The organism is Aromatoleum sp., assembly GCF_035254505.1.
Lineage (GTDB): Bacteria > Pseudomonadota > Gammaproteobacteria > Burkholderiales > Rhodocyclaceae > Aromatoleum.
The window spans coordinates 79532-97796 of record NZ_DATFAO010000066.1 but is presented as its reverse complement, the minus strand read 5'-3'; the positions used below and the strand labels follow the sequence as shown (position 1 = coordinate 97796).

The 18265-nt window shown below is 59.4% G+C and carries 18 protein-coding genes and 1 tRNA gene; 8 read left to right on the top strand and 11 right to left on the bottom strand.

What is annotated here, in order from left to right; all coding sequences use genetic code 11:
* The first annotated feature begins 16 nt into the window (after positions 1–16).
* The 4 genes from VJ673_RS13655 to VJ673_RS13640 are packed head-to-tail and all read left to right on the top strand — an operon-like array spanning position 17 to position 6168.
* Positions 17–1639: an HsdM family class I SAM-dependent methyltransferase gene (locus VJ673_RS13655; protein ID WP_324126667.1), complete on the top strand. Its 1623-nt coding sequence runs from the start codon at positions 17–19 to the stop codon at positions 1637–1639.
* Positions 1636–2850: a restriction endonuclease subunit S gene (locus VJ673_RS13650; RefSeq protein WP_324126666.1), complete on the top strand. Its 1215-nt coding sequence runs from the start codon at positions 1636–1638 to the stop codon at positions 2848–2850. The genes VJ673_RS13655 and VJ673_RS13650 overlap by 4 nt, the downstream gene beginning before the upstream one ends.
* Positions 2847–4358 (top strand): DUF8370 family protein, encoded by a 1512-nt coding sequence (locus VJ673_RS13645; RefSeq protein ID WP_324126665.1) that lies wholly within the window; start codon positions 2847–2849, stop codon positions 4356–4358. Before VJ673_RS13650 ends, VJ673_RS13645 begins: the two co-directional genes overlap by 4 nt.
* A 13-nt stretch (positions 4359–4371) precedes the next feature.
* Positions 4372–6168 carry a GmrSD restriction endonuclease domain-containing protein gene (locus VJ673_RS13640; RefSeq protein ID WP_324126664.1) on the top strand — a complete coding sequence of 599 codons (1797 nt, stop codon included), beginning with the start codon at positions 4372–4374 and terminating at the stop codon, positions 6166–6168.
* On the opposite strand, the gene VJ673_RS13635 is transcribed toward VJ673_RS13640, so the two are convergent.
* The 3 genes from VJ673_RS13635 to VJ673_RS13625 form a co-directional block, all read right to left on the bottom strand.
* A complete protein-coding gene (locus VJ673_RS13635; RefSeq protein WP_324126663.1) occupies positions 6153–6335 on the bottom strand; it encodes a hypothetical protein in 183 nt (60 codons plus the stop codon). The genes VJ673_RS13640 and VJ673_RS13635 overlap by 16 nt on opposite strands.
* A complete protein-coding gene (locus VJ673_RS13630) occupies positions 6332–7654 on the bottom strand; it encodes a PIN-like domain-containing protein (RefSeq protein ID WP_324126661.1) in 1323 nt (440 codons plus the stop codon). Before VJ673_RS13630 ends, VJ673_RS13635 begins: the two co-directional genes overlap by 4 nt.
* 460 nt (positions 7655–8114) lie before the next feature.
* Positions 8115–8642, bottom strand: a complete 528-nt coding sequence (locus VJ673_RS13625) for a helix-turn-helix domain-containing protein (protein WP_324126659.1) — start codon at positions 8640–8642, stop codon at positions 8115–8117.
* Between the two features lie 38 nt (positions 8643–8680).
* Between VJ673_RS13625 and VJ673_RS13620 the strand changes: the two genes are divergently transcribed.
* The 4 genes from VJ673_RS13620 (at position 8681) to VJ673_RS13605 (ending at position 10168) form a co-directional block, all read left to right on the top strand.
* Positions 8681–9055, top strand: a complete 375-nt coding sequence (locus VJ673_RS13620) for a hypothetical protein (protein WP_324126658.1) — start codon at positions 8681–8683, stop codon at positions 9053–9055.
* A gap of 202 nt (positions 9056–9257) precedes the next feature.
* Positions 9258–9404, top strand: coding sequence for a hypothetical protein (locus tag VJ673_RS13615; protein WP_324126657.1), 147 nt, complete (start codon positions 9258–9260; stop codon positions 9402–9404).
* A 126-nt stretch (positions 9405–9530) separates the two neighbouring features.
* Positions 9531–9824, top strand: coding sequence for a hypothetical protein (locus VJ673_RS13610; RefSeq protein WP_324126655.1), 294 nt, complete (start codon positions 9531–9533; stop codon positions 9822–9824).
* Positions 9825–9871: 47 nt separating this feature from the next.
* Complete coding sequence (locus tag VJ673_RS13605; RefSeq protein ID WP_324126654.1) at positions 9872–10168, top strand: hypothetical protein; 297 nt, start codon at positions 9872–9874, stop codon at positions 10166–10168.
* A 177-nt stretch (positions 10169–10345) separates the two neighbouring features.
* Here VJ673_RS13605 and VJ673_RS13600 read toward each other — a convergent pair whose 3' ends face one another.
* The 8 genes from VJ673_RS13600 to purE form a co-directional block, all read right to left on the bottom strand.
* A complete protein-coding gene (locus VJ673_RS13600) occupies positions 10346–10924 on the bottom strand; it encodes a recombinase family protein (RefSeq protein ID WP_324126653.1) in 579 nt (192 codons plus the stop codon).
* A 374-nt stretch (positions 10925–11298) separates the two neighbouring features.
* Positions 11299–11667, bottom strand: coding sequence for a hypothetical protein (locus VJ673_RS13595; RefSeq protein ID WP_324126652.1), 369 nt, complete (start codon positions 11665–11667; stop codon positions 11299–11301).
* An 854-nt stretch (positions 11668–12521) separates the two neighbouring features.
* On the bottom strand, positions 12522–13844 hold the full coding sequence (locus VJ673_RS13590) for a hypothetical protein (RefSeq protein WP_324126650.1): 1323 nt from the start codon (positions 13842–13844) through the stop codon (positions 12522–12524).
* Positions 13845–14157: 313 nt separating this feature from the next.
* Positions 14158–15129 (bottom strand): hypothetical protein, encoded by a 972-nt coding sequence (locus VJ673_RS13585; RefSeq protein ID WP_324126649.1) that lies wholly within the window; start codon positions 15127–15129, stop codon positions 14158–14160.
* A gap of 288 nt (positions 15130–15417) precedes the next feature.
* Positions 15418–15493: transfer RNA gene (locus tag VJ673_RS13580), tRNA-Ala, on the bottom strand.
* A 55-nt stretch (positions 15494–15548) separates the two neighbouring features.
* Entirely contained in the window at positions 15549–16622 is a 1074-nt protein-coding gene (locus VJ673_RS13575; RefSeq protein WP_324126648.1) for an L-threonylcarbamoyladenylate synthase, read from the bottom strand.
* Positions 16609–17760 carry a 5-(carboxyamino)imidazole ribonucleotide synthase gene (locus VJ673_RS13570; protein WP_324126647.1) on the bottom strand — a complete coding sequence of 384 codons (1152 nt, stop codon included), beginning with the start codon at positions 17758–17760 and terminating at the stop codon, positions 16609–16611. The genes VJ673_RS13575 and VJ673_RS13570 overlap by 14 nt, the downstream gene beginning before the upstream one ends.
* Before the next feature lies 1 nt (position 17761).
* Entirely contained in the window at positions 17762–18265 is a 504-nt protein-coding gene (gene purE, locus VJ673_RS13565; RefSeq protein WP_324126646.1) for a 5-(carboxyamino)imidazole ribonucleotide mutase, read from the bottom strand.

The window sequence follows — 18265 nt, the reverse complement described above, 5'->3', positions numbered from 1 at the left end:
ATCCAAGGAACCAGCAATGCCCCTGACGCCAGACATGCGTCGGTCGATCGACCAGATTCGCGATTACCTTTTCGGCGGCGGTTACCCCGATCCCGTCAGCAACGCCGAGCAACTGTCCTTCCTCTTCTTCTTCTATCTGGTCGAAGGTATCGACGCTGAGAACAAGATGAAGGCGAAGGTGCTGAAACAGCCCTATAAGAGCCTGTTTGCGGGCGACTGGCAGATCAGGAATCCCCTCAACGGTCAAGCGAACCAGACCTCCATCCCACGCGACCGCTTCCGCTGGTCGGTATGGGCCAAGGGATTGTCCGGTGAATCACTGGTGCGCTTCGTCCGCGACGAAGTGTTTCCCTTCTTCGCCGAGATGGGCGAGGCGGCGGCGCACAACTTCATGGACGGCGCCCGACTCGCCATCATCGACCCAACAGTGCTGACGCAAGTGATCACTCTGGTCGATGGCCTGAGGCTGGACGCTGCCGATTCGGACACCAAGGGCGACCTGTTCGAGCATGTGCTGCGCCAGATTCGGCAGGCCGGCGAGCTTGGGCAATTCCGCACGCCGCGGCACGTAATCCGCACCATCGTCGAGATTATCGATCCCAAGGTCGGCGAGACCATCTACGACCCCGCGGCAGGCACGGCGGGCTTTCTCGTGGCGGCCTACAACCATATCCGCCTCGCCAATTCGTCGCCGAGCGCGATTCAGGAAGTGGAACTCGACGGCAAGAAGCAGAAGCGGGGCTTGGGCGACCAGCTTTCCGCCAAGCAAAGCTCGGCCCTGCAGTCGGCCACCTTCTTCGGCAACGACGTCGATCCCAAGATGGTGCGCCTCGCCACCATGAACCTGACCTTGCGCGGTCTGCCGAATGTGCGCGTACTGCTGAGGAACGTCCTGACCACGTCGCTGGACAACGAACGCAAGGCAGAGCTTGGTCTGCCGCAGGAGGGGTATCACGTCGTCCTCGCTAATCCCCCTTTTGCGGGGCGCGTCGATAAGGACCGTGTGGTCGAGGAGGTAAAGGTCGGTACCAGCACGGCCACCGAACTGCTGTTCCTGAAATACATGATGGACAGCCTGCGGCCTGGCGGTCGATGCGGCGTCATCGTGCCAGAGGGGGTGTTGTTCGGTTCCACGGGCGCGCACAAGGAACTGCGCCGGCAACTGATAGAGAACAATTGTGTCGAGGCGGTGCTGTCGCTGCCGGGCGGCGTGTTCCAGCCCTATTCCGGGGTGAAGACTTCGGTGCTGTTCTTTAGGAAGGGCGGAAGCACCGAGAACGTGCTGTTTCTGCATGCCGACAACGACGGCTATAAGCTCGACGCCAACCACGACACGGCCATCGACGCCGATGATCTGCCAGGACTGGCGGCGGCGTACCGGGAGCGAGGTGCGAATCTCGCAGCTTGGCAGTCCCGCGACGCCGGCGCGGAATGGGCTGCGAAATGGTGGTTTGCCGATGCGGCGACGCTGCGGATCAACGACTTCAATCTCTCGGTCGGACGCCACCGGCCCATGACGCGAGCTGCCGTGGAGCATCGCGACCCGCGGGAAATCCTCGACGAGCTGGCGGCCATCGAGGCCGAGATCGTAGAGGAAGTCGAAGCGTTGAAGGCCGTGCTGGCGGAGCGAGTTGCATGACAGCGTGGCCATTGAAGCAGATTGGGGAGATTTGCGACGTCAATCCGAAGCTACCGCGCGAACACGGGATCGCAGATGATCAAAGCGTGACGTTCGTGCCAATGGCAGCCGTCGATGAAGTCTCTGGAACGATTGCGGATAGACAAATTCGACGATATGCGGAAGTCAAGAAGGGCTATACGCACTTCATGAATGACGACGTACTGTTCGCAAAGATCACTCCTTGCATGGAGAACGGCAAGGCCGCGATCGCGGACAACCTGATTGGCGATGCAGGCTTCGGTTCAACAGAGTTCCATGTCCTCCGCTCCAAAGGAGAAGTCCTTCCAGTATGGCTTTTCTACTACGTCCGGCAGCCGAGTTTTCGCCGGCAGGCGAAGCGGAACTTTACGGGAACTGGCGGGCAGCAGCGTGTCCCGACGAGCTTTCTTGCTGCCACCAAGATTCCCGTGCCACCGATTTCCGAGCAACGTCGCATCGTTGATCTGCTTTCCCGCGCCGAAGGTATTGTTCGCCTGCGGCGGGAGGCCGAGAAGAAAGCGGCCGAACTCATCCCCGCGCTGTTTCTCGATATGTTCGGCGATCCGGTCATGAATCAGAAGGGGTGGCCAGGTGCGAGTCTCGAGTACGTAGCACAAATTATTTCGGGGGCAACAAAGGGCAGGAGACTAGACCCTGCGGAAGCCATTGAGTTGCCATACATGCGCGTTGCTAACGTGAAAGATGGTCGCCTTGACCTGGCCGAGGTTAAGTATATTGCGGTCAAGCGCAGGGAGATCGAAAAATACAGTCTGATGCGTGGTGATCTTTTGATGACCGAGGGCGGCGACCCTGACAAGCTAGGCCGTGCAGCGCTATGGTCCGGGGAAATCGAGACCTGCCTTCACCAGAATCACATTTTCAAGGTTCGCGCCGATCGAAAGAAGGTGCTTCCAGAGTATCTGCGCGAGCTGGTCGGCAGCCACTATGGGAAAGCCTATTTCCTCCGCATTGCCAAAAAAACCACTGGTATAGCGACCATCAATCGCACCCAGCTCGGCGGTTTTCCTGTCTTGCTGCCTCCATTGGAGCTGCAGGCCGAGTTCGTCGAGCGATTCACTTCGGCGCGCTCCATCCAATCGCAGCAGTCTGCCGCCATTGCCAAGGCCCGAGCTGCTTTCGATGCGCTACTTGCGAAGGCGTTCAACCAGTGTGCGGAACTATCTGTATGACGACAGTCGCGAAGATTTATTTCACGGACTTCTTCGATGTCCCGCCACAGGTGCTGGAGGACTACGGCGCTCTGAATATCTCTTTGATAAATGACCTCCCGCTGTTCATCGACCCGTTCTTGCTGTTTGACAGTGATGAACCGGAACACAAGCGACTTCACGAGGAAATCATCCGCTATGTAAAGTTTTTGCGCGATGTCTCATCTGATGACAGCATCAGCAAGGGATTGCTCGATAGCTGGTTTGCTTTCCCGGAGGTCAGCCAGAACTGGCTCGGATTCAGCAAGACGGGGAACAAGGGTAGCGGTCTCGGCAAACAGTTCGCCGGCGTCCTGCATCGGAATCTGCATCAGGTGTTCAAGGACTTCGGCAGCGAAACGATCACTCGCGGAAGTCATCTTGAAAAGCTGTGCCTGCTGGCGGACAAGGTCGGCCGCGATCACTTGAGTGACTTCACGACCAACCTGATCAAGCGGTACCTGCTCGACTACACCCAGACCTTTGCGCAGACCCAGATCGCGCCGCAGTTTAGACGGCAGTTTGCCGTCGACAAGGTGACCTTTGATTACGAAGCCAGGCGATGGAAAGGAGGTCGTTATCACCTGCCGGTTTTCGGTAACGACTATGTGCTGTTGACGCCGAAGGCCCTCCTGACCAAGGACGAGGCCTGGATCAACCGCAGCGATCTGCTCGACAACTTTCAGGGTATCTATCAGTCGATGCCGGACGAGCAGTTGCGTGCGCAGGTCAATGAATACTTCCTACGGCGCTTGTCGGAAGATGCCGATGATGAGGAGGTTCGAGAGGCTGCCGCAACCACCATCGAACAGTATCCGCAGGTGCTGGACTATTACATCCGGCACAAGGAGGACACGGGTGAGGAGGCTCATAAGGTCAGCAGCTCGAGGGTTCGTGACACGGAGCAGCAATTCATCCATCAGATTCGCGCGCTGGTGGATGAAAAGCTAGTTGGCTCCGCGTTCTACCAAGAGGCGGCCGACAGCTTTGAAGAGTCCCTGCGGCGCCTGCATTACTTGAAATCCGTTATCGAGGATCAGGACGGCTATCGTATCTTCTACCACGGGGGCAAACCGATTCATCGAGAGGCGGACCTGCAGCTCATGTACAAGCTGACTTGGTGCGCCTCCGTTTACGATGTCAATCGTGAGGTCAATAACGGGCGGGGTCCTGTCGATTTCAAGGTCTCTAAAGGCAGCCGAGATAAAACGCTGATTGAGTTCAAGCTGGCGTCGAACACCAAGCTGAAACAGAATCTGAAACATCAGGTTGGCGTGTACGAGGCAGCGAACGATACGGCAAAATCGATCAAGGCCATTCTCTATTTTTCGTTGAGTGAATTCCGAAAGGTTCAAGACATCCTTTCCGAACTGGGGCTTGCGGGGCGACGGGACGTTGTCTTGATCGACGCCTGCCCGACTAATAAACCGTCAGCGTCGAATGTGCGCGATCCGCAGCAGGGAACGTTGGCATTAAGCGAAGAAGACTAAGAGCGATAGGCTAATGCAAACGCAAAAATACGCCGTCAATCAGTACCTCATCGAAAGTGTCCTCGCCAAGGTTCGCGAGAACGAGATTGCGATTCCCGAAATCCAGCGGCCGTTCGTTTGGGACAGTAGCCAGGTGCGCGACCTGCTGGATTCGCTCTATCAGGGGTACCCCGTTGGCTACCTCATTGCTTGGCGTAACCCCGATGTCCAGCTGAAGGACGGCACCGTCGCAGCGGGGAAGATGATCCTGATCGACGGTCAGCAGCGCGTTACAGCACTGACGGCTGCGATTATCGGTCAGCAGGTCATCAACAAGGACTATCGCAAGGTACGGATCTCGATTGCGTTCAATCCGCTCGAGGAGCGCTTCGAGGTTACGAACCCGGCCATCACAAAGGATGCGGCGTGGATTTCTGACGTCGCGCCGCTGGTCAGTGGGCAGGTTGGGCTGATAAAGGCGCATCGGCAGTACATGGATGCCAACCCGAGCGCCGATCCTGAACGGGTCGAAGCAGCCCTAGCCAATTTGACCGCGATCGCCAAAAAGCAGATCGGCCTCATCGAGCTTTCGCACGACCTTGACATCGAGACCGTCACGGAGATCTTCATTCGCATCAACTCGAAGGGTACGGTGCTGTCGCAGGCAGACTTCGTTATGTCCAAGATCGCTGCTGATCAGAAATACGGCGGCCAGCAACTGCGCAAATGCATCGACTACTTCTGCCACATGGCGATTGCCCCCGAGTTCTATTCGCAGATCAAGGAAGCGGATTCCGATTTCGCGGAAACGCCGTTTTTCCAGAAGATGGCATGGCTGCGCAACGAAAACGACAACTTATACGACCCGTCGTACAACGATCTGCTGCGCGTCGCCTTTACCAAGGAGTTCGGTCGCGCCAAGCTGCCTGATCTGGTGAGCTTGCTGTCGGGACGCAACTTTGAGACGAAGGACTATGAGGAAGCCATTGCCGAAGCGTCATTCGGGAAGCTAACGTCCGGCGTCCTGGACTTCATCAACGAGTCGAACTTCAAGCGCTTCATAATCATCATCAAGACGGCGGGCTTCATCGACGGCGGCATGATCCGCACGCAGGGGGCGCTCAATTTTGCCTATATCGTGTTTCTGCGGCTTCGCGCGGCTGGAGTCGAGGACGGCAAGATCGAATCGCTGGTACGCCGATGGTTCGTCATGTCTGTGCTGACGGGGCGCTATTCCGGCTCGTCAGAGACGCAGTTCGACAAGGACATTCGTCAAATCGCTGCAGGCGAATTCGCTGAGATCCTTGCTAGGGTCGAACAGGCTGAACTCTCTCCAGCGTTCTGGGATTTCGGACTAGTTCAGCAGTTGGAGACGTCTGGTACTAGCAGTCCCTATTTCTGGGTCTTCGTCGCCGCACAAATCCGGGCAAATGACAAAGGATTTCTATCCAGGGACGTCACGGTGAGGGAGCTGGTCAGCCATCTCGGAGACATTCACCACATCTTCCCCCGCGACCTTCTGAAGAAGGCAGGGTTGCCGCGGAGCCAATACAACCAGATCGCCAACTACGCCTATACACAGGAAGAGATCAACATCAAGATCGGCAACAAGGCGCCGTCAACCTACTTCGATCACATGCAGAGCCAATGCAACGGTGGGGCGTTGAAATACGGAGCGATCGTCGACATGGATAATCTGCGCGCCAATCTGGCTGCGAACTGCGTGCCGGAAGCGATCTTCGGGATGGATGAGCGAGGATTCGACGAGTTCCTGACCGCGAGACGGCAACTCATGGCCGAGAGAATCCGTGCTTACTACGAGGGGCTTTGAGGTAGCGTCACCACTGCGGCGGAGTCAGTCCACGCCTGCGTTCCCAACGTCGCGCCAGAACAGGCCATCAGCTCGTTCTTCTCGTTCTGGTAGCACAGGCTATGTCGCTCGCGGACCAGCAGGTCCGCAAGTGCATAGTACGTGACGAAGGCATCAGCTGGTTTCAACGATTGAGTACACGTGTCGGGTCTACTAACCGCACATTCGAGGGTAAATCTGAGTCGAAAAGACCGGCCCACGCGGGCCGAAGCACGTGGTCCCCTTGGGTATCACGCGCCGCCTCAAGCGCCTTCTCCAGGGCGAAGCATTCCGTCTCTAGCTGACGCAGCGCGGCAAATTCTCGTTCCACCTCGCGCTCCTCCTCGGTCACTCCGCGGATTCCAGCTATCGCCTCTTCGTCGTTCCCCTTAGACCTCTCAAGATTTTCTTGGTGGAGAGAAAGGGCAAACCGCAACGAATCGGCCTTCATGCGCAGAGAAGGAAGCCGTTGCTTGGCCTCGTGTAATCGCTTACGTGCGGTGTGAGCCTTATTCGCCAACTCCGCGATCAAAAAATGCGACCGCACACTCTCTTCCTCTACATGAGAAGGTGCTAACGGAAGGTTTGCTTGTTGAAAAACGAGGTCCCGTTTGCGCAAGTCTCTAACCTCATTGACGCTCTCGGGCGTAACGTCACGCTTGACTATCTTCGCTGCGTACTCAAGAAAGCGATCCGCCGGGTACATATAAAATTGCTGTTCGGTCGTAGCTGTGAACTCCGCGATGAGTTCGGGGCGTGGGCCGAGGGTCTTGCCTCGAAAGATTTGCCACCAATCTTCCTTCTTGTCGTCGCTGATGAAAATCACCGGTTTTTTGACCTCAGAGGCGCGGTCCATGATCTGTCGCCAGACGATCAAGTCTCCAAATTTTCTGTACGCGTCCACCGCGCCACCCTTGCCCTCATCCTTGTATCCGGGTGGAACTTTGCGCGCGTAGCGGTCCTCGCCGTCCTTGCAGATTTCCTCAAGCTCGACATTCGGATAAGGGGAGCCGACACGCCCGTCGAATAGTTCGGCAACGGTCTTGTGGACCCCGTCTTGCGACATACGGCCCGCGTGATTCTTCTTCGTTTCGCCGAGTTCAGCGACAACCTCCTGAAGTACACCGCTAAACTTCCGCATCAGACCGTCACTAAGAAACGGATGCTCGCGCGCGTTGGACAGGCTCTCTTCAAGCCCCTTTATCGTCTTCAGCGCGTCCTCGTACGCCTTTTCTTGCTGGGCAATGACCGTGAGCCGGTTGTCAAAGTACTCTTCTGCTGCTCTGTGCGGCAGCCAAAGCCGGTCTTTCAAAGCTTCCAGGATCTCGACGAACTCATCTCTCGTTGCGTCAGAGTATCTGTACAAGTTGAGCAGGATGTTCGCGTCGAGGACGAAGACGCAGTCAGCCCATAGCCCTTCAACCTCCGCACCTATCGGTGGGAAATGCCCCGGGAACATCGTCCTCATTCCAACTACCCTCACTGCAGTACCAGGTCCCAAGGAGCATATCATGTAACCCGTAGGCATACCCTCATCCTGGTATCAATGAGTGCAATCAAAACAACCAAGGACGCAAGCTTGAAGTCGCTGTTGCCTCGCGTTCAAGCGACTTACGCGAACTCCCATTCTGCAGCCATCGAAACGAGCACAAATCTGAGTCAGGCGTTCGCATCGTGGGCGAACGCTTGCCACCCACATCGGCGCGGGCAAAGCGATCAGGAAACGTCGCGCCCTGATGAAAACGCCATCGCGTTGGTAACGGCCGGGGGGACGACTCCATTCGCTGGCTCGTCGAATTGTCGAAGAGGCTCACGTAAGATCCGTCCGTAAGGCCCGGACCGTCGGGCGGATCAAGCGTTGATTCCCCTAGGAGCAGCCGTCACGGCCGAACTGCTAGAACTTGCGACGATGACCGGTGACGCGACGCCTAGGTGCTACCGTCATCTGAAGGCTGAGGGGTTGGAGCTGAAGTTTGGGCTGGAAGAGGTGCCCAACGCACAGCCGTCACCACGCCCCAGTCACCCTTCTCGTTGGGGCGCCACCACTTGGCCGGCGTCATCGTCTTCAAGTGCGCCAGAGCCGCCTCGAAGGTGTCGAAGCGCAAGGTGTCACTTTTCTCGCCGACGGCGTATGTCTTTGCTCGGGGGCGCAGCAACGAGGGATTGAAGCATGTCCCGTCCGCCGCATATGGAACCTCGATGACGCCTGTCGAGTCGTTCGCAGCGGCGCTCGTCTCGAACAACACCCGCACTTCGACGCCAAGCGCGTCTGCCAGCGCCTCCACAGCATCGAGTGACGGGTTCGCCCCACCACGCTCGATGCGGCTCATGTAGCTGCGAGCGAAGCCGCAGCGATCGGCGAACGCCTCCTGAGACAGGCCGGTGGCTTGTCTCAGCTCCTTTACTCGTATTCCGAATCGTTTCCGCAGGGGTAGCTTCACCCCGGCGAATGTCATTTATTGTATTCTTATCGGCCACGCACCAATCGTGACATATGGACACACATGAATTTCAACTGCGCTCAGACGACGCGCAGGACGACGCTATCGAGGGCTACAAAGTGCAGGAAAGCACCGGGCCGAGCGCTTTCTACAAAGAAAAGGGCCTCGTTCGCCACATGGTCACGATGGACGAGCCACACGTCACCGAGCTGAAGAAGGTCGCCAAGCGCTTCGGCATCAAGCAGGGTGACGTGGTGGAAGTGATGCTCGACCAGCTCGACCCCGCCCGGATGGGGCAGCACTTCGAGGCACGCAAAGCCAGGGATAAGCCGACTACGACCACCAAGACCGAGCTGGTCAAGAAGATGAAGGACTTGTCGCCGGTGCAGATCGCCGCGATCGAAGCGATCCTCGCAGGCAACGGCTAAGTATCACCGCGCCCGATATTCAGCCCCGCCTCTGTCGCGGGGTTTTCTTTATCGTCAGAAGAACTTCCATGAAAGTCACTACCGCGCAGGGCGGGCAGGACTACCAACACGCCACCTTGCGCGCGACATTCTGTTCCAACATGGGCGGAATGGCCCTGCGGTGTATAACGATCGCATGCGCGGAGAGCCAAAGGAGAAGTACTTGAGGCTCGCCGCCGGCGCCATGAACACGGGCGACAAAGGCGACGCCCTGAGCCAGTTCGCCATCGACTACTGTTACGATCAGGCTGCCGACGCGAAAGACGCGCACATGAAGACCTGGGCAAACTGTATGGACAACACCAACTGACGAGGCGCCATGAGCGAGATCGCCACCATCGAAGCGATCCTCGCCGGCAAGGCCTAACAGCCCACCTTCCACCAATTTGAAGCCTCGCGCTCTGCGGGGCTTTTCTTTGTCATCAGGAGCAGGTCAATGAAACTCATCACCACCATGTTGTTCGCTGCGGCCCTTCTCACCGGCTGCGCGACCCGCGGCACCAACTTCGCCATGTCTGACGTGGAAGTCATGCAGCCGGGCGTGACCACTTACAGCGAGGCGGTCGCGAGGCTCGGCAAGCCGGCGTCCGTCAAGTATGCCGAAGACGGTCGCAAGTCGGTGCTTTGGCTCTACGTTCAGGCGAGTCTCGTCGGCGCCGAGCATCGCGGTGTCCGCGTCTCGTTCGACAAGGACGACAAGATGATCCGCATCGTCTCGAAGGCCGAGTGATGCACTGCTCGCGCTCGGCAGCTGTCTCTGCGGCCCTTGCGTTGCAAATGCTATTTGCAACGTCGGCGCACGCCGGCGCCTATGAACTGGGTGCGGCAAAGGGACTGATGATCGCGGGCATCCTTCATGAGAAATGCACCGGTAAAGCACCGTTGCCGAACGAGACCGAGCGCCAGTACAGAGCGCTGCTCATGCAAGGATTTTCCGACCAAGACATCAAGCGCGGCTTCGCCGAAGGCATCATCTATGCGGAAGGCACCTACCCGCGGGGAACACGTCCTCCGAAATCGGAGTGCAAAGAGGCCGTCGCGATGTATCGGCAAACCTTAAAGCTCATTCAGTAAGATGAACGCATAGCGAAAGCGGCCTCGGACGATGGTCGTCCTTCGCGAAAGTCCAGGATGCAGACATAGTTGCACGGGCGCGGCGCTCTTGCAGCCTGCGGCCATCTGAGACGCTGTTCGATTCAGGGAGTGCGCCAGCGCTTCCTTCAGTGCCGGTCGCGACGACGCGCTGGACAGTCACGCCGCTCGTGTCCGTATGCCGATAATATTAGCCCTGGAAACCCCATACAGCCTCGCCAGCGCGCTAACCGACTCGCCGTCATCCAGCCTACGCAAAATCTCGGTGCGCTGCTCTGGCGTTGTTTTAGTGGGTCTGCCGAGGGTCCTGCCTTCGGCACGCGCCCGCGCCAGTCCAGCCTGCGTGCGCTCCACCAACAGGTCGCGCTCCATCTCGGCGACCGCCGCCAACATCGACAGCAGCAGCTTGCCCGCCGGTGCCGTCAGATCGGTATCCCCAAGCTGGAGTACGACAACCTTGATGCCGCGTTCGCCAAGCTGTCTAACCGTCTGCAGCACGTCGATGGCGTCCCGACCGAGCCGGTCCAGCTTGGAGACTACCAGCGTCTCACCCCGACGTATTTGACCGAGCATCGCTTTGAACGCTGGACGCTGTGATGCAGCGACCTTCCCGCTGATCCCCTCGTCGGCGAACCAGAAGTCCGGGTCAATCTCATGACCGGCTTGTTCAAGCTCCAGCCGCTGGTTATCTGTCGTCTGTGTCGCCGTCGAAACCCGCCCGTAACCGAAGGTGGCCATCGTCTGCTCCTGTATGCCCGTTGGAAAACGTAGCCAAGAATAGGACGCCGTCAAAAAGTCCACAAGGATAGGATTCCGACAGGTCACGACCCGGTGATCGTGAGATGCCAGAATACGGTCGATTTCCGGCGTTCGTCATCGCTGAAGCGCTGACTTGCTCAAATGTGATCTCGGAATTGCCCGACTTATAGACCGTCTTATAGGAGCGAAGTCCTAACCATTCAGAGACCGGGTGGGGGCAGTGTCGTCGTCAATCCGAGGAAGTGATGGTGATCTTATAGAGGCTGCGACGACGCTCAAAACCGAAAAGGCAGAAGGCTACGAGCCTCCGCCGCCTCGCAACCTCGCGAACCTTTATGAACAGAACGTCATCATCAGCCCGACAGGCGCCTGCGCGCTGAGCGCTTCAGCATATATTCGTTAAGCTGACCCGATTCGATTACTTGAAAGACGAACCTCCTCGCCTCGAAGATTTCCGAGAACAACCGCTTGCCACGCCGCCCCTCGATGCGGAGTCTGAACTTCCCACTGTCGGGCAATATTTCAATGCTCAGCCTGTTGTGCCTGATGAAGTGGATGCCCCCAGGGCCAACTTTCCACCGCGACGAGGACACGAACCGCTTCAGGCGCTCCACATGCCGACGTTTCGACTCCATAAACTCGGAAGCGATTTCGGTCGAGGTGAGATTGTCGCAGCAGTCGGTGCCGACCTCCATCGGGCGCCAGTGCGGATGATCGACCATGAAGACGTACCGGATCACAGTCCCACATAGCTCGCACGTGCCGACCAAGTCCTGTAGGTCGTCAACGCCCACGAACGACCAGCCGGTCCGGGGCGGCACCTTCCCGTGCTTGGCGGCATGGCAGCCACCGCACAGAGTCTCGCAGGCATCGAAGGGGTATTCCCAAGGCAGACGCCCAGCGATGTACTGTTTGTGGTGGACGTGAAGGACTGCACCGTCCTCGACGCCTCGCCCACACTCAGAGCAGACACCTCCGTCGAGACGGATCACCTTCCGCCTGAACTCAGCCCACGAGGCGGTTCGGTATCCCTTCATACAGGCTCGCCTACAGGCTGTCCGGCGCGCTGACCGGCAGATCCGGCGCCAGTGCATAGTACGTGACGAAGGGCATGACTCAACCGCTACCTAGATGATCGCGAGCATACCACGCACTACGAATGCATAAGACACGAGGCCCGAGCATGCACCGACACCGCCTCCTGTTGATGCTGGACTACGTTTCCCACATCGCGGATGGAGAACGGAGGCGAAGCCGACGTTCCGTGCCGCCGATAGTCAAATGAACTGAAAGAACGATTACAACATGCGACCCGTCCCCGCCCGCGGCGGGGCGGGTCGGCCTCGCGGCAGCGTAAAGGTATTTCTACCTCTTCTCCGATAAGTCATTGCTTACTTACATCTATATGGCGGAACGGATAGAAGGATAGGCGTATAACACACTGATTATATTAATATTTTATTCACATATTCTTTTCACCACCTCCGCCTACTCCCGCCTTGGTCCTCCAGCTCCTCATCCGCCTCCTCCTCCGGCAACTCCCCGTCTCATCCCCGACGACCACCCGGCAATTGCGCTAGCTCACTCCGGCCTGCTTCAGCATCGCTTGTAAAGTGACGATCTTATCCGTCATCGTCCTTGCGGCAAGCGGCTTTACGCCGACGCGCAGCGCCGCCAGCTCCCCGATGTGCGCGGCCTTCGCGCCCGGACCGAGCAGCTCCATCGCAATCCAAATCGACTCATACATGTCCTCTTGGCCACGGACACGATGATTACGATCGGCCCAATTCGTGATGGCTTTACGGATCGGGGCCACCCTGGCCTTGGTGCGGGCAGGCTTGCTGCCTGGATCACGCTGCCTGGTGCCCTCAACGAGCGCCCGGTATCTCTCCTTCAAATTCGTGTTGCGGAGCTGCACGAGCTGAATCTGCTGGCGGTCACTCACGAAGACAAGCTCCTCCACGCGGAAGTCGCACGACCACTTCTTTGCCGCGAGCCGGTCGGCAATGGCGTCGGAGTCGAATTCGCTCGTGCCGTTGAGCATCTTCGTGACCTCGGGCCACCGTGACCTCATCGGCACACCACGACAGTGCATCCAGTGGAAGTCGATGACGATCTGATCATTCAACAGCGCGCTGTACTTTTCCCACTCGGCTTTGCGAAACGGCATGCGAGGCTGGTCGCGAAACACGGGCGCGAACAACCCGATCTGATTCAGCAAGAACGAGACCTCCAAATACTCCCGCCGAACCGCTTCGTAATCACCATCATCGCGAAACCGACTTGCGATCTCTACAGACCTCGCAACCAGTTCATCTTGACTCGCGCCGGACGAATCCACCGGCAGCTTAGGGTAGGCGTTTCCGGCTGACCCGACGCCGCTCTTCTCCGAGGCCCGTGCGGCACCCGACGCTGCCACCTCCCCCACCGAAAGCCCGCCCTCGACCTCGACCTCGACCTCGACCTCGACCTCGACCTCGACCTCGACCTCGACCTTGCCCTCGACCTTGCCCTCGACCTTGCCCTCGACCTTGCCCTCGACCTCGGCCTCGGCCAAGAGATGATCCAAGGCGTTCATCAGCTCGTCCGAATCGACGACAGCCGGTTCGGGCACGGCGGGTTCGCGCGTCCTCGGCCCCATGATGCAGTATTCGTCATACCGTTGAAGGCGCAGCCGCTGCTGTGTTGTCTTCCACGCACCGGCAATCAGCCGCTTCGCTTCCTCGAGCATTTGTGCATTGTGCTTCACCTCGTCGCGCCAAAAGTTCTTTGAACTCCGGTCCTTGGCCACCAGCTGATCCCTGAGACACTCGATAATGAGCGCACCCAGTTCGGGTCGGGCGGCCGTTTCCCGCTCAAAGTACCGCTCCCACCTTTCTACGTTGCCAGACACGTCCATCGCTACCTCTCTCGAAATTTTCGGCCCACGCCTCCGTGGCGACGGCCCTTCGATTGATTGTAGTGAGCACCTGACTAAGCTTAGGGAAGGCGGTATAGGCGGTTCACCCAAGTCCCACGACGAGAAGCAGTTCACGCCTCGAAACGGAAGCCCTACAACTGATTTGGGAGTTCAAGACTTAGGCTCCTGTCCCTTTTTTGTCCCATTTCGGGGGCGAAAAAGCGTACTGAACGAGAGCGTGTAAGGCCGAAACGCGCGAAAAATCAGTTAGTTATAGCCTACCTTCTGACGATTTATGATATGTAGGCAGCAGTCAGGTGGCAAATCTGGCTTCGTCAGGCAGAGTTGCACGAATCGTAGCCTTTAGCCGCTCTGCTGCCTCTTCGAGTCGATCCGGCTCCCAGACAATGGTGAGATGATGATTCGTGTCGAAGTGCGTGCCCTTGGTCTTGTCGTTAAAGACATCCCGGCGACAGGTGTAGATAACCGGCTTTCCCAGACCTTCAGCAAATCCCGCTTCCCAATAAGCGCCGTTGTTATGGTGGCTCAGGTCCGCGATGAGAAAACGCGACTGCCTGATCTCGACACGTAGCTTGTCATCGATCAACCCGGCCCGCTCGACCTCGTCAAGTCTCAGCAAGTTGAAACCGGTCGCTTTGACCGCAGGAACAAAGGCGTCCCTGAATACACTGTCAAGCTCGGTATCGCCGAACTTCATGGCCATGAACGCCGTCCGTGAAGCGAGATGCCCCCGCTGGATCTCGTCGTAAAGCGCCCACCCTGCGAATGTAAGCTGTAGCTCGCCAGCCACTAAGAGATCACCGCTCAGCATTTCCTGAATGTGCGTCGAAATCAAATGACGACCAGAAGCTTCGGTAAGCACAAAATTGAGGCCAGCTTGGTTGCTCGCACCAATCGTCGCTGCAATTTCATGCTCGTCGTAGTGGGCACCGTCGCCGTAGCCTGGCTGTCTATCGCCCAACCATTGAACGAACAGGTTTAGTTGCTCGGCAGGTTTGGGAAGGCGGACGCTTTGCATCAGATCGTCCAGCACCTGCGAATCAAGCAATGCCCATTGCTCGTTATTGGTCATTCGACGCAGTGCATAGCTCATGCGTGCAGGACCATCTGTGCCTTGCTGAACCTTTCCCTTCAGCCAAGGCATCACGGAGCCTGTGACGGAAAATGGGCCACAACGTGGACAGTCCACGTACGACCGATCTTCACTGGCTCGCTCGTCCATTTTCTTGAGAGTCGTATCACATACCGGGCAAAGGTCGCTCATCCAGTCGCTCCTCGCTGAGAACGGCATAGAGTAACAGCTAGGATACCCGCAGCAACGATGTAGATGACATAGGCAACGTCATCACAATGATTCTGATGCGGATGGCGACGAAGCGCGGCTTGACAGCTCGTGACGCCGTTTGTGAGACTCTGGACGGGACGGCTCACTCGAACGAACCGCCCGTGCGTGATCACACTTTGATCACACTGGATGTGATCGCGGGGAGCAGAAAAGAGAAAAGGACCAGTAGGCTACTTATCGTAACTTACTGATCCTTAAAGAGAATCCTGGTGGACCGAAGGAGGATCGAACTCCCGACCTCTGCATTGCGAACGCAGCGCTCTCCCAGCTGAGCTATCGGCCCTTAAGAGTTGCGCATTATAGCCGCACTTTTTTGATTGTGGAAGGCCGCTCGCGGTTCACGTTTCGTCGCGTTCGTCGATGACGCCATCACTTTCGCCCGAGCCCACCGCTGCCCGCCCGAGGCGGTCGCCGATGGCTTGCCACGCTGCGGAGTCGGGGAGTGCCTCGACAAGGATGAAGTCGGCGCCGCAGGCGTCGAGGTCGCGCAGGTTAGCGTAGAGGTCGTGCGCGAAGCCGGCGGGGTCGGCCGGGGCCGCGCGCCAGGTGAGGCGGGCGTCGTGAGGATCGGCACAGGTGTGCGCGAGCACCGCGACGCGGCTGCCTTCGCCGGCGAGGGTGCCCGCTTCCTCGGCGAGGTGGGCGGCGGGAATCATCCGCAGCGGAGTGCGCGGCGCATAGTGCGCGGCGAGCGAGCCTGAGACGCGCGGCGTGTCGGCGTCAGCTGCCTCTCCGGCGACACCCTGCTCCGTATGCGGCGCGCGCAGCTGCGGACGACGGCCGATCACGCGGGCGATGTCCTCGGCGGAGATCGCGCCCGGGCGCAGGATCGTCGGCGTGTCGCGCGATAGGTCGAGGATGGTCGATTCGATGCCCACCTGGCAGGCGCCGCCTTCGAGCACAAGCGCGACCTTGTCGCCGAGTTCTTCGCGCACATGCGCGGCGGTCGTCGGACTGATGCGGCCGAACCGGTTCGCCGACGGGGCGGCGATGCCGGAGTCGAAGGCTTTCAGCAGCGCGAGCGCGACCGGATGGTCGGGCACGCGCAGGCCGACGGTGTCCTGGCCGCCGGTGACGGAATCAGGGACGTCGGCCTCGCGCTTCAGGATCATCGTGAAGGGGCCGGGCCAGAAGGCGTTCGCGAGCGCGATCGCTTCCTTTGGAATGGCGCGCGCCCAGCGCGTGAGGTGCGATGCGTCGGGCAGATGCACGATCAGCGGATGGTCGGCGGGACGGCCCTTGGCGCTGAAGATCTTGCCCACGGCGTCGACGTTGAGCGCGTCGGCAGCAAGGCCGTAGACGGTCTCGGTCGGCATACCGACGAGCTCGCCCGCGCGCAGCAGGTCGGCCGCGCGGTGGATGTCGTCAGCGGATGCTGTGGCCGACGCCGGCCGCGAATCAGTGCTCGTCATCTTGAATGCCGATCGCCTCGCGCGCCGCGAGCGCCGCCACCAGCACCTTCGCCGGATCGTCGCCGATCACCGTGAAGTGGCCCATCTTGCGGCCCGGACGGGCGTGGTGCTTGCCATAGAGGTGCAGGCGCAGGCCGGGCACAGCGTGCAGCACAGACCAGTCCGGCTCGCGGTAATGATCGTCGGCCCCGTACCACAGCTCGCCGAGTAGGTTCACCATCACGGCGGCGCTGTGTTCGCCCGGTTCGCCGAGCGGCAGGCCGCAGAGCGCCCTCACCTGCTGCTCGTACTGGCTGATGAGGTTGGCGTCGATGGTGTGGTGGCCGCTGTTGTGCGGACGCGGCGCCATCTCGTTGACGACGAGTTGGCCATCGCAGATGAAGAACTCGACGCCGAGCGTGCCGATGTAACCGAGCCTCTCGGCAATGCGGCAGGCAACGTCGCAGGCCTGTTCGGTCAGCGCCGGCGAAAGGCGCGCGGGGACGATCGTGACGTCGAGGATGCCGTGGCGATGACTGTTCTCGCCGGGGGTGAAGTTGCGCACGTTGCCGGCTTCGTCGCGCGCGAGCACGACCGAGACTTCGGCGTCGAGCTGCAGCATCTTCTCCAGCACGCAGGCTTCGCAGCCGAACTGGTGGAAGGCGTGGATCGCAGCGTCCAGGCTCGCGACGCGCGCCTGGCCCTTGCCGTCATACCCGAAGCGCGCGACCTTGAGCACGGCCGGAAACAGCGCCGGGTCGGCATTGCGCAGGTCTTCTTCGCTGCGGATCGCAGCAAATGGGCCGTGTGGGATGTCGTTGTCGGCGAGGAAGGTCTTTTCGGCGATGCGGTTCTGGCACACCGCGACGGCGCTCGCCGACGGATGCACGGGGATGAACTTGGCCAGGTAGTCGAGCGTCGTCGCGGGGACGTTCTCGAACTCCGTCGTCACAGCCGCGCAGTTGGCGGAGAGTTCGTCGAGCGCAGCGAAATCGTCATAGGCCGCAACGAGGTGCCGGTCAGCGATCAGGCCGGCGGGACTGTTCTGGTCCGGGTCGAGGACCCAGACCTTGTAGCCCATTTCGTGGGCAGCAGAAACGAAGAAGCGGCCGAGCTGGCCGCCACCGAGCATTCCCAGGGTTGCGGGAGGGAGAATCACATCAGGCCTCGTCGAGCGTCATGTCGAGCACCGCCTGGGTCTGGCGGGCCCGGAACTCTTCCAGCTTCGCCGCGAGCGCGGCATCTTGGTTGGCGAGCAGCGCGACTGCGAAGAGTCCCGCATTGGCGGCACCGGCTTCGCCGATCGCGAAGGTCGCAACCGGAATGCCCTTGGGCATCTGCACGATGGACAGCAGCGAATCCTGGCCCGACAGCGCCTTCGACTGCACCGGCACGCCGAGCACCGGCAGCGTGGTCTTGGCAGCGACCATGCCGGGCAGGTGGGCGGCTCCGCCGGCGCCCGCGATGATGGCTTTGAGGCCGCGGCTGCGAGCGGTTTCGGCGTAGGTGAACATCAGGTCCGGCGTGCGGTGCGCCGAGACGACTTTCGCCTCGTAGGGCACGCCGAATTCCTTGAGGATCTTCGCCGCGGCCTGCATCGTCGGCCAGTCGGAGTTGGATCCCATGATGATGCCGACGACCGGCTTGTCGCTTGCTGCGCTCAT

What these genes read in the sequence shown, in the direction of transcription:
- VJ673_RS13655 (WP_324126667.1), top strand. Translation starts at nt 17, where the DNA reads ATGCCCCTGACGCCAGACATGCGTCGGTCGATCGACCAGATTCGCGAT.
- VJ673_RS13650 (WP_324126666.1), top strand. Translation starts at nt 1,636, where the DNA reads ATGACAGCGTGGCCATTGAAGCAGATTGGGGAGATTTGCGACGTCAAT.
- VJ673_RS13645 (WP_324126665.1), top strand. Translation starts at nt 2,847, where the DNA reads ATGACGACAGTCGCGAAGATTTATTTCACGGACTTCTTCGATGTCCCG.
- VJ673_RS13640 (WP_324126664.1), top strand. Translation starts at nt 4,372, where the DNA reads ATGCAAACGCAAAAATACGCCGTCAATCAGTACCTCATCGAAAGTGTC.
- VJ673_RS13630 (WP_324126661.1), bottom strand. Translation starts at nt 7,654, where the DNA reads ATGAGGACGATGTTCCCGGGGCATTTCCCACCGATAGGTGCGGAGGTT.
- VJ673_RS13625 (WP_324126659.1), bottom strand. Translation starts at nt 8,642, where the DNA reads ATGACATTCGCCGGGGTGAAGCTACCCCTGCGGAAACGATTCGGAATA.
- VJ673_RS13620 (WP_324126658.1), top strand. Translation starts at nt 8,681, where the DNA reads ATGGACACACATGAATTTCAACTGCGCTCAGACGACGCGCAGGACGAC.
- VJ673_RS13610 (WP_324126655.1), top strand. Translation starts at nt 9,531, where the DNA reads ATGAAACTCATCACCACCATGTTGTTCGCTGCGGCCCTTCTCACCGGC.
- VJ673_RS13605 (WP_324126654.1), top strand. Translation starts at nt 9,872, where the DNA reads ATGCTATTTGCAACGTCGGCGCACGCCGGCGCCTATGAACTGGGTGCG.
- VJ673_RS13600 (WP_324126653.1), bottom strand. Translation starts at nt 10,924, where the DNA reads ATGGCCACCTTCGGTTACGGGCGGGTTTCGACGGCGACACAGACGACA.
- VJ673_RS13595 (WP_324126652.1), bottom strand. Translation starts at nt 11,667, where the DNA reads ATGGTCGATCATCCGCACTGGCGCCCGATGGAGGTCGGCACCGACTGC.
- VJ673_RS13590 (WP_324126650.1), bottom strand. Translation starts at nt 13,844, where the DNA reads ATGGACGTGTCTGGCAACGTAGAAAGGTGGGAGCGGTACTTTGAGCGG.
- VJ673_RS13585 (WP_324126649.1), bottom strand. Translation starts at nt 15,129, where the DNA reads ATGAGCGACCTTTGCCCGGTATGTGATACGACTCTCAAGAAAATGGAC.
- VJ673_RS13575 (WP_324126648.1), bottom strand. Translation starts at nt 16,622, where the DNA reads ATGACGAGCACTGATTCGCGGCCGGCGTCGGCCACAGCATCCGCTGAC.
- purE (WP_324126646.1), bottom strand. Translation starts at nt 18,265, where the DNA reads ATGAGCGCAGCAAGCGACAAGCCGGTCGTCGGCATCATCATGGGATCC.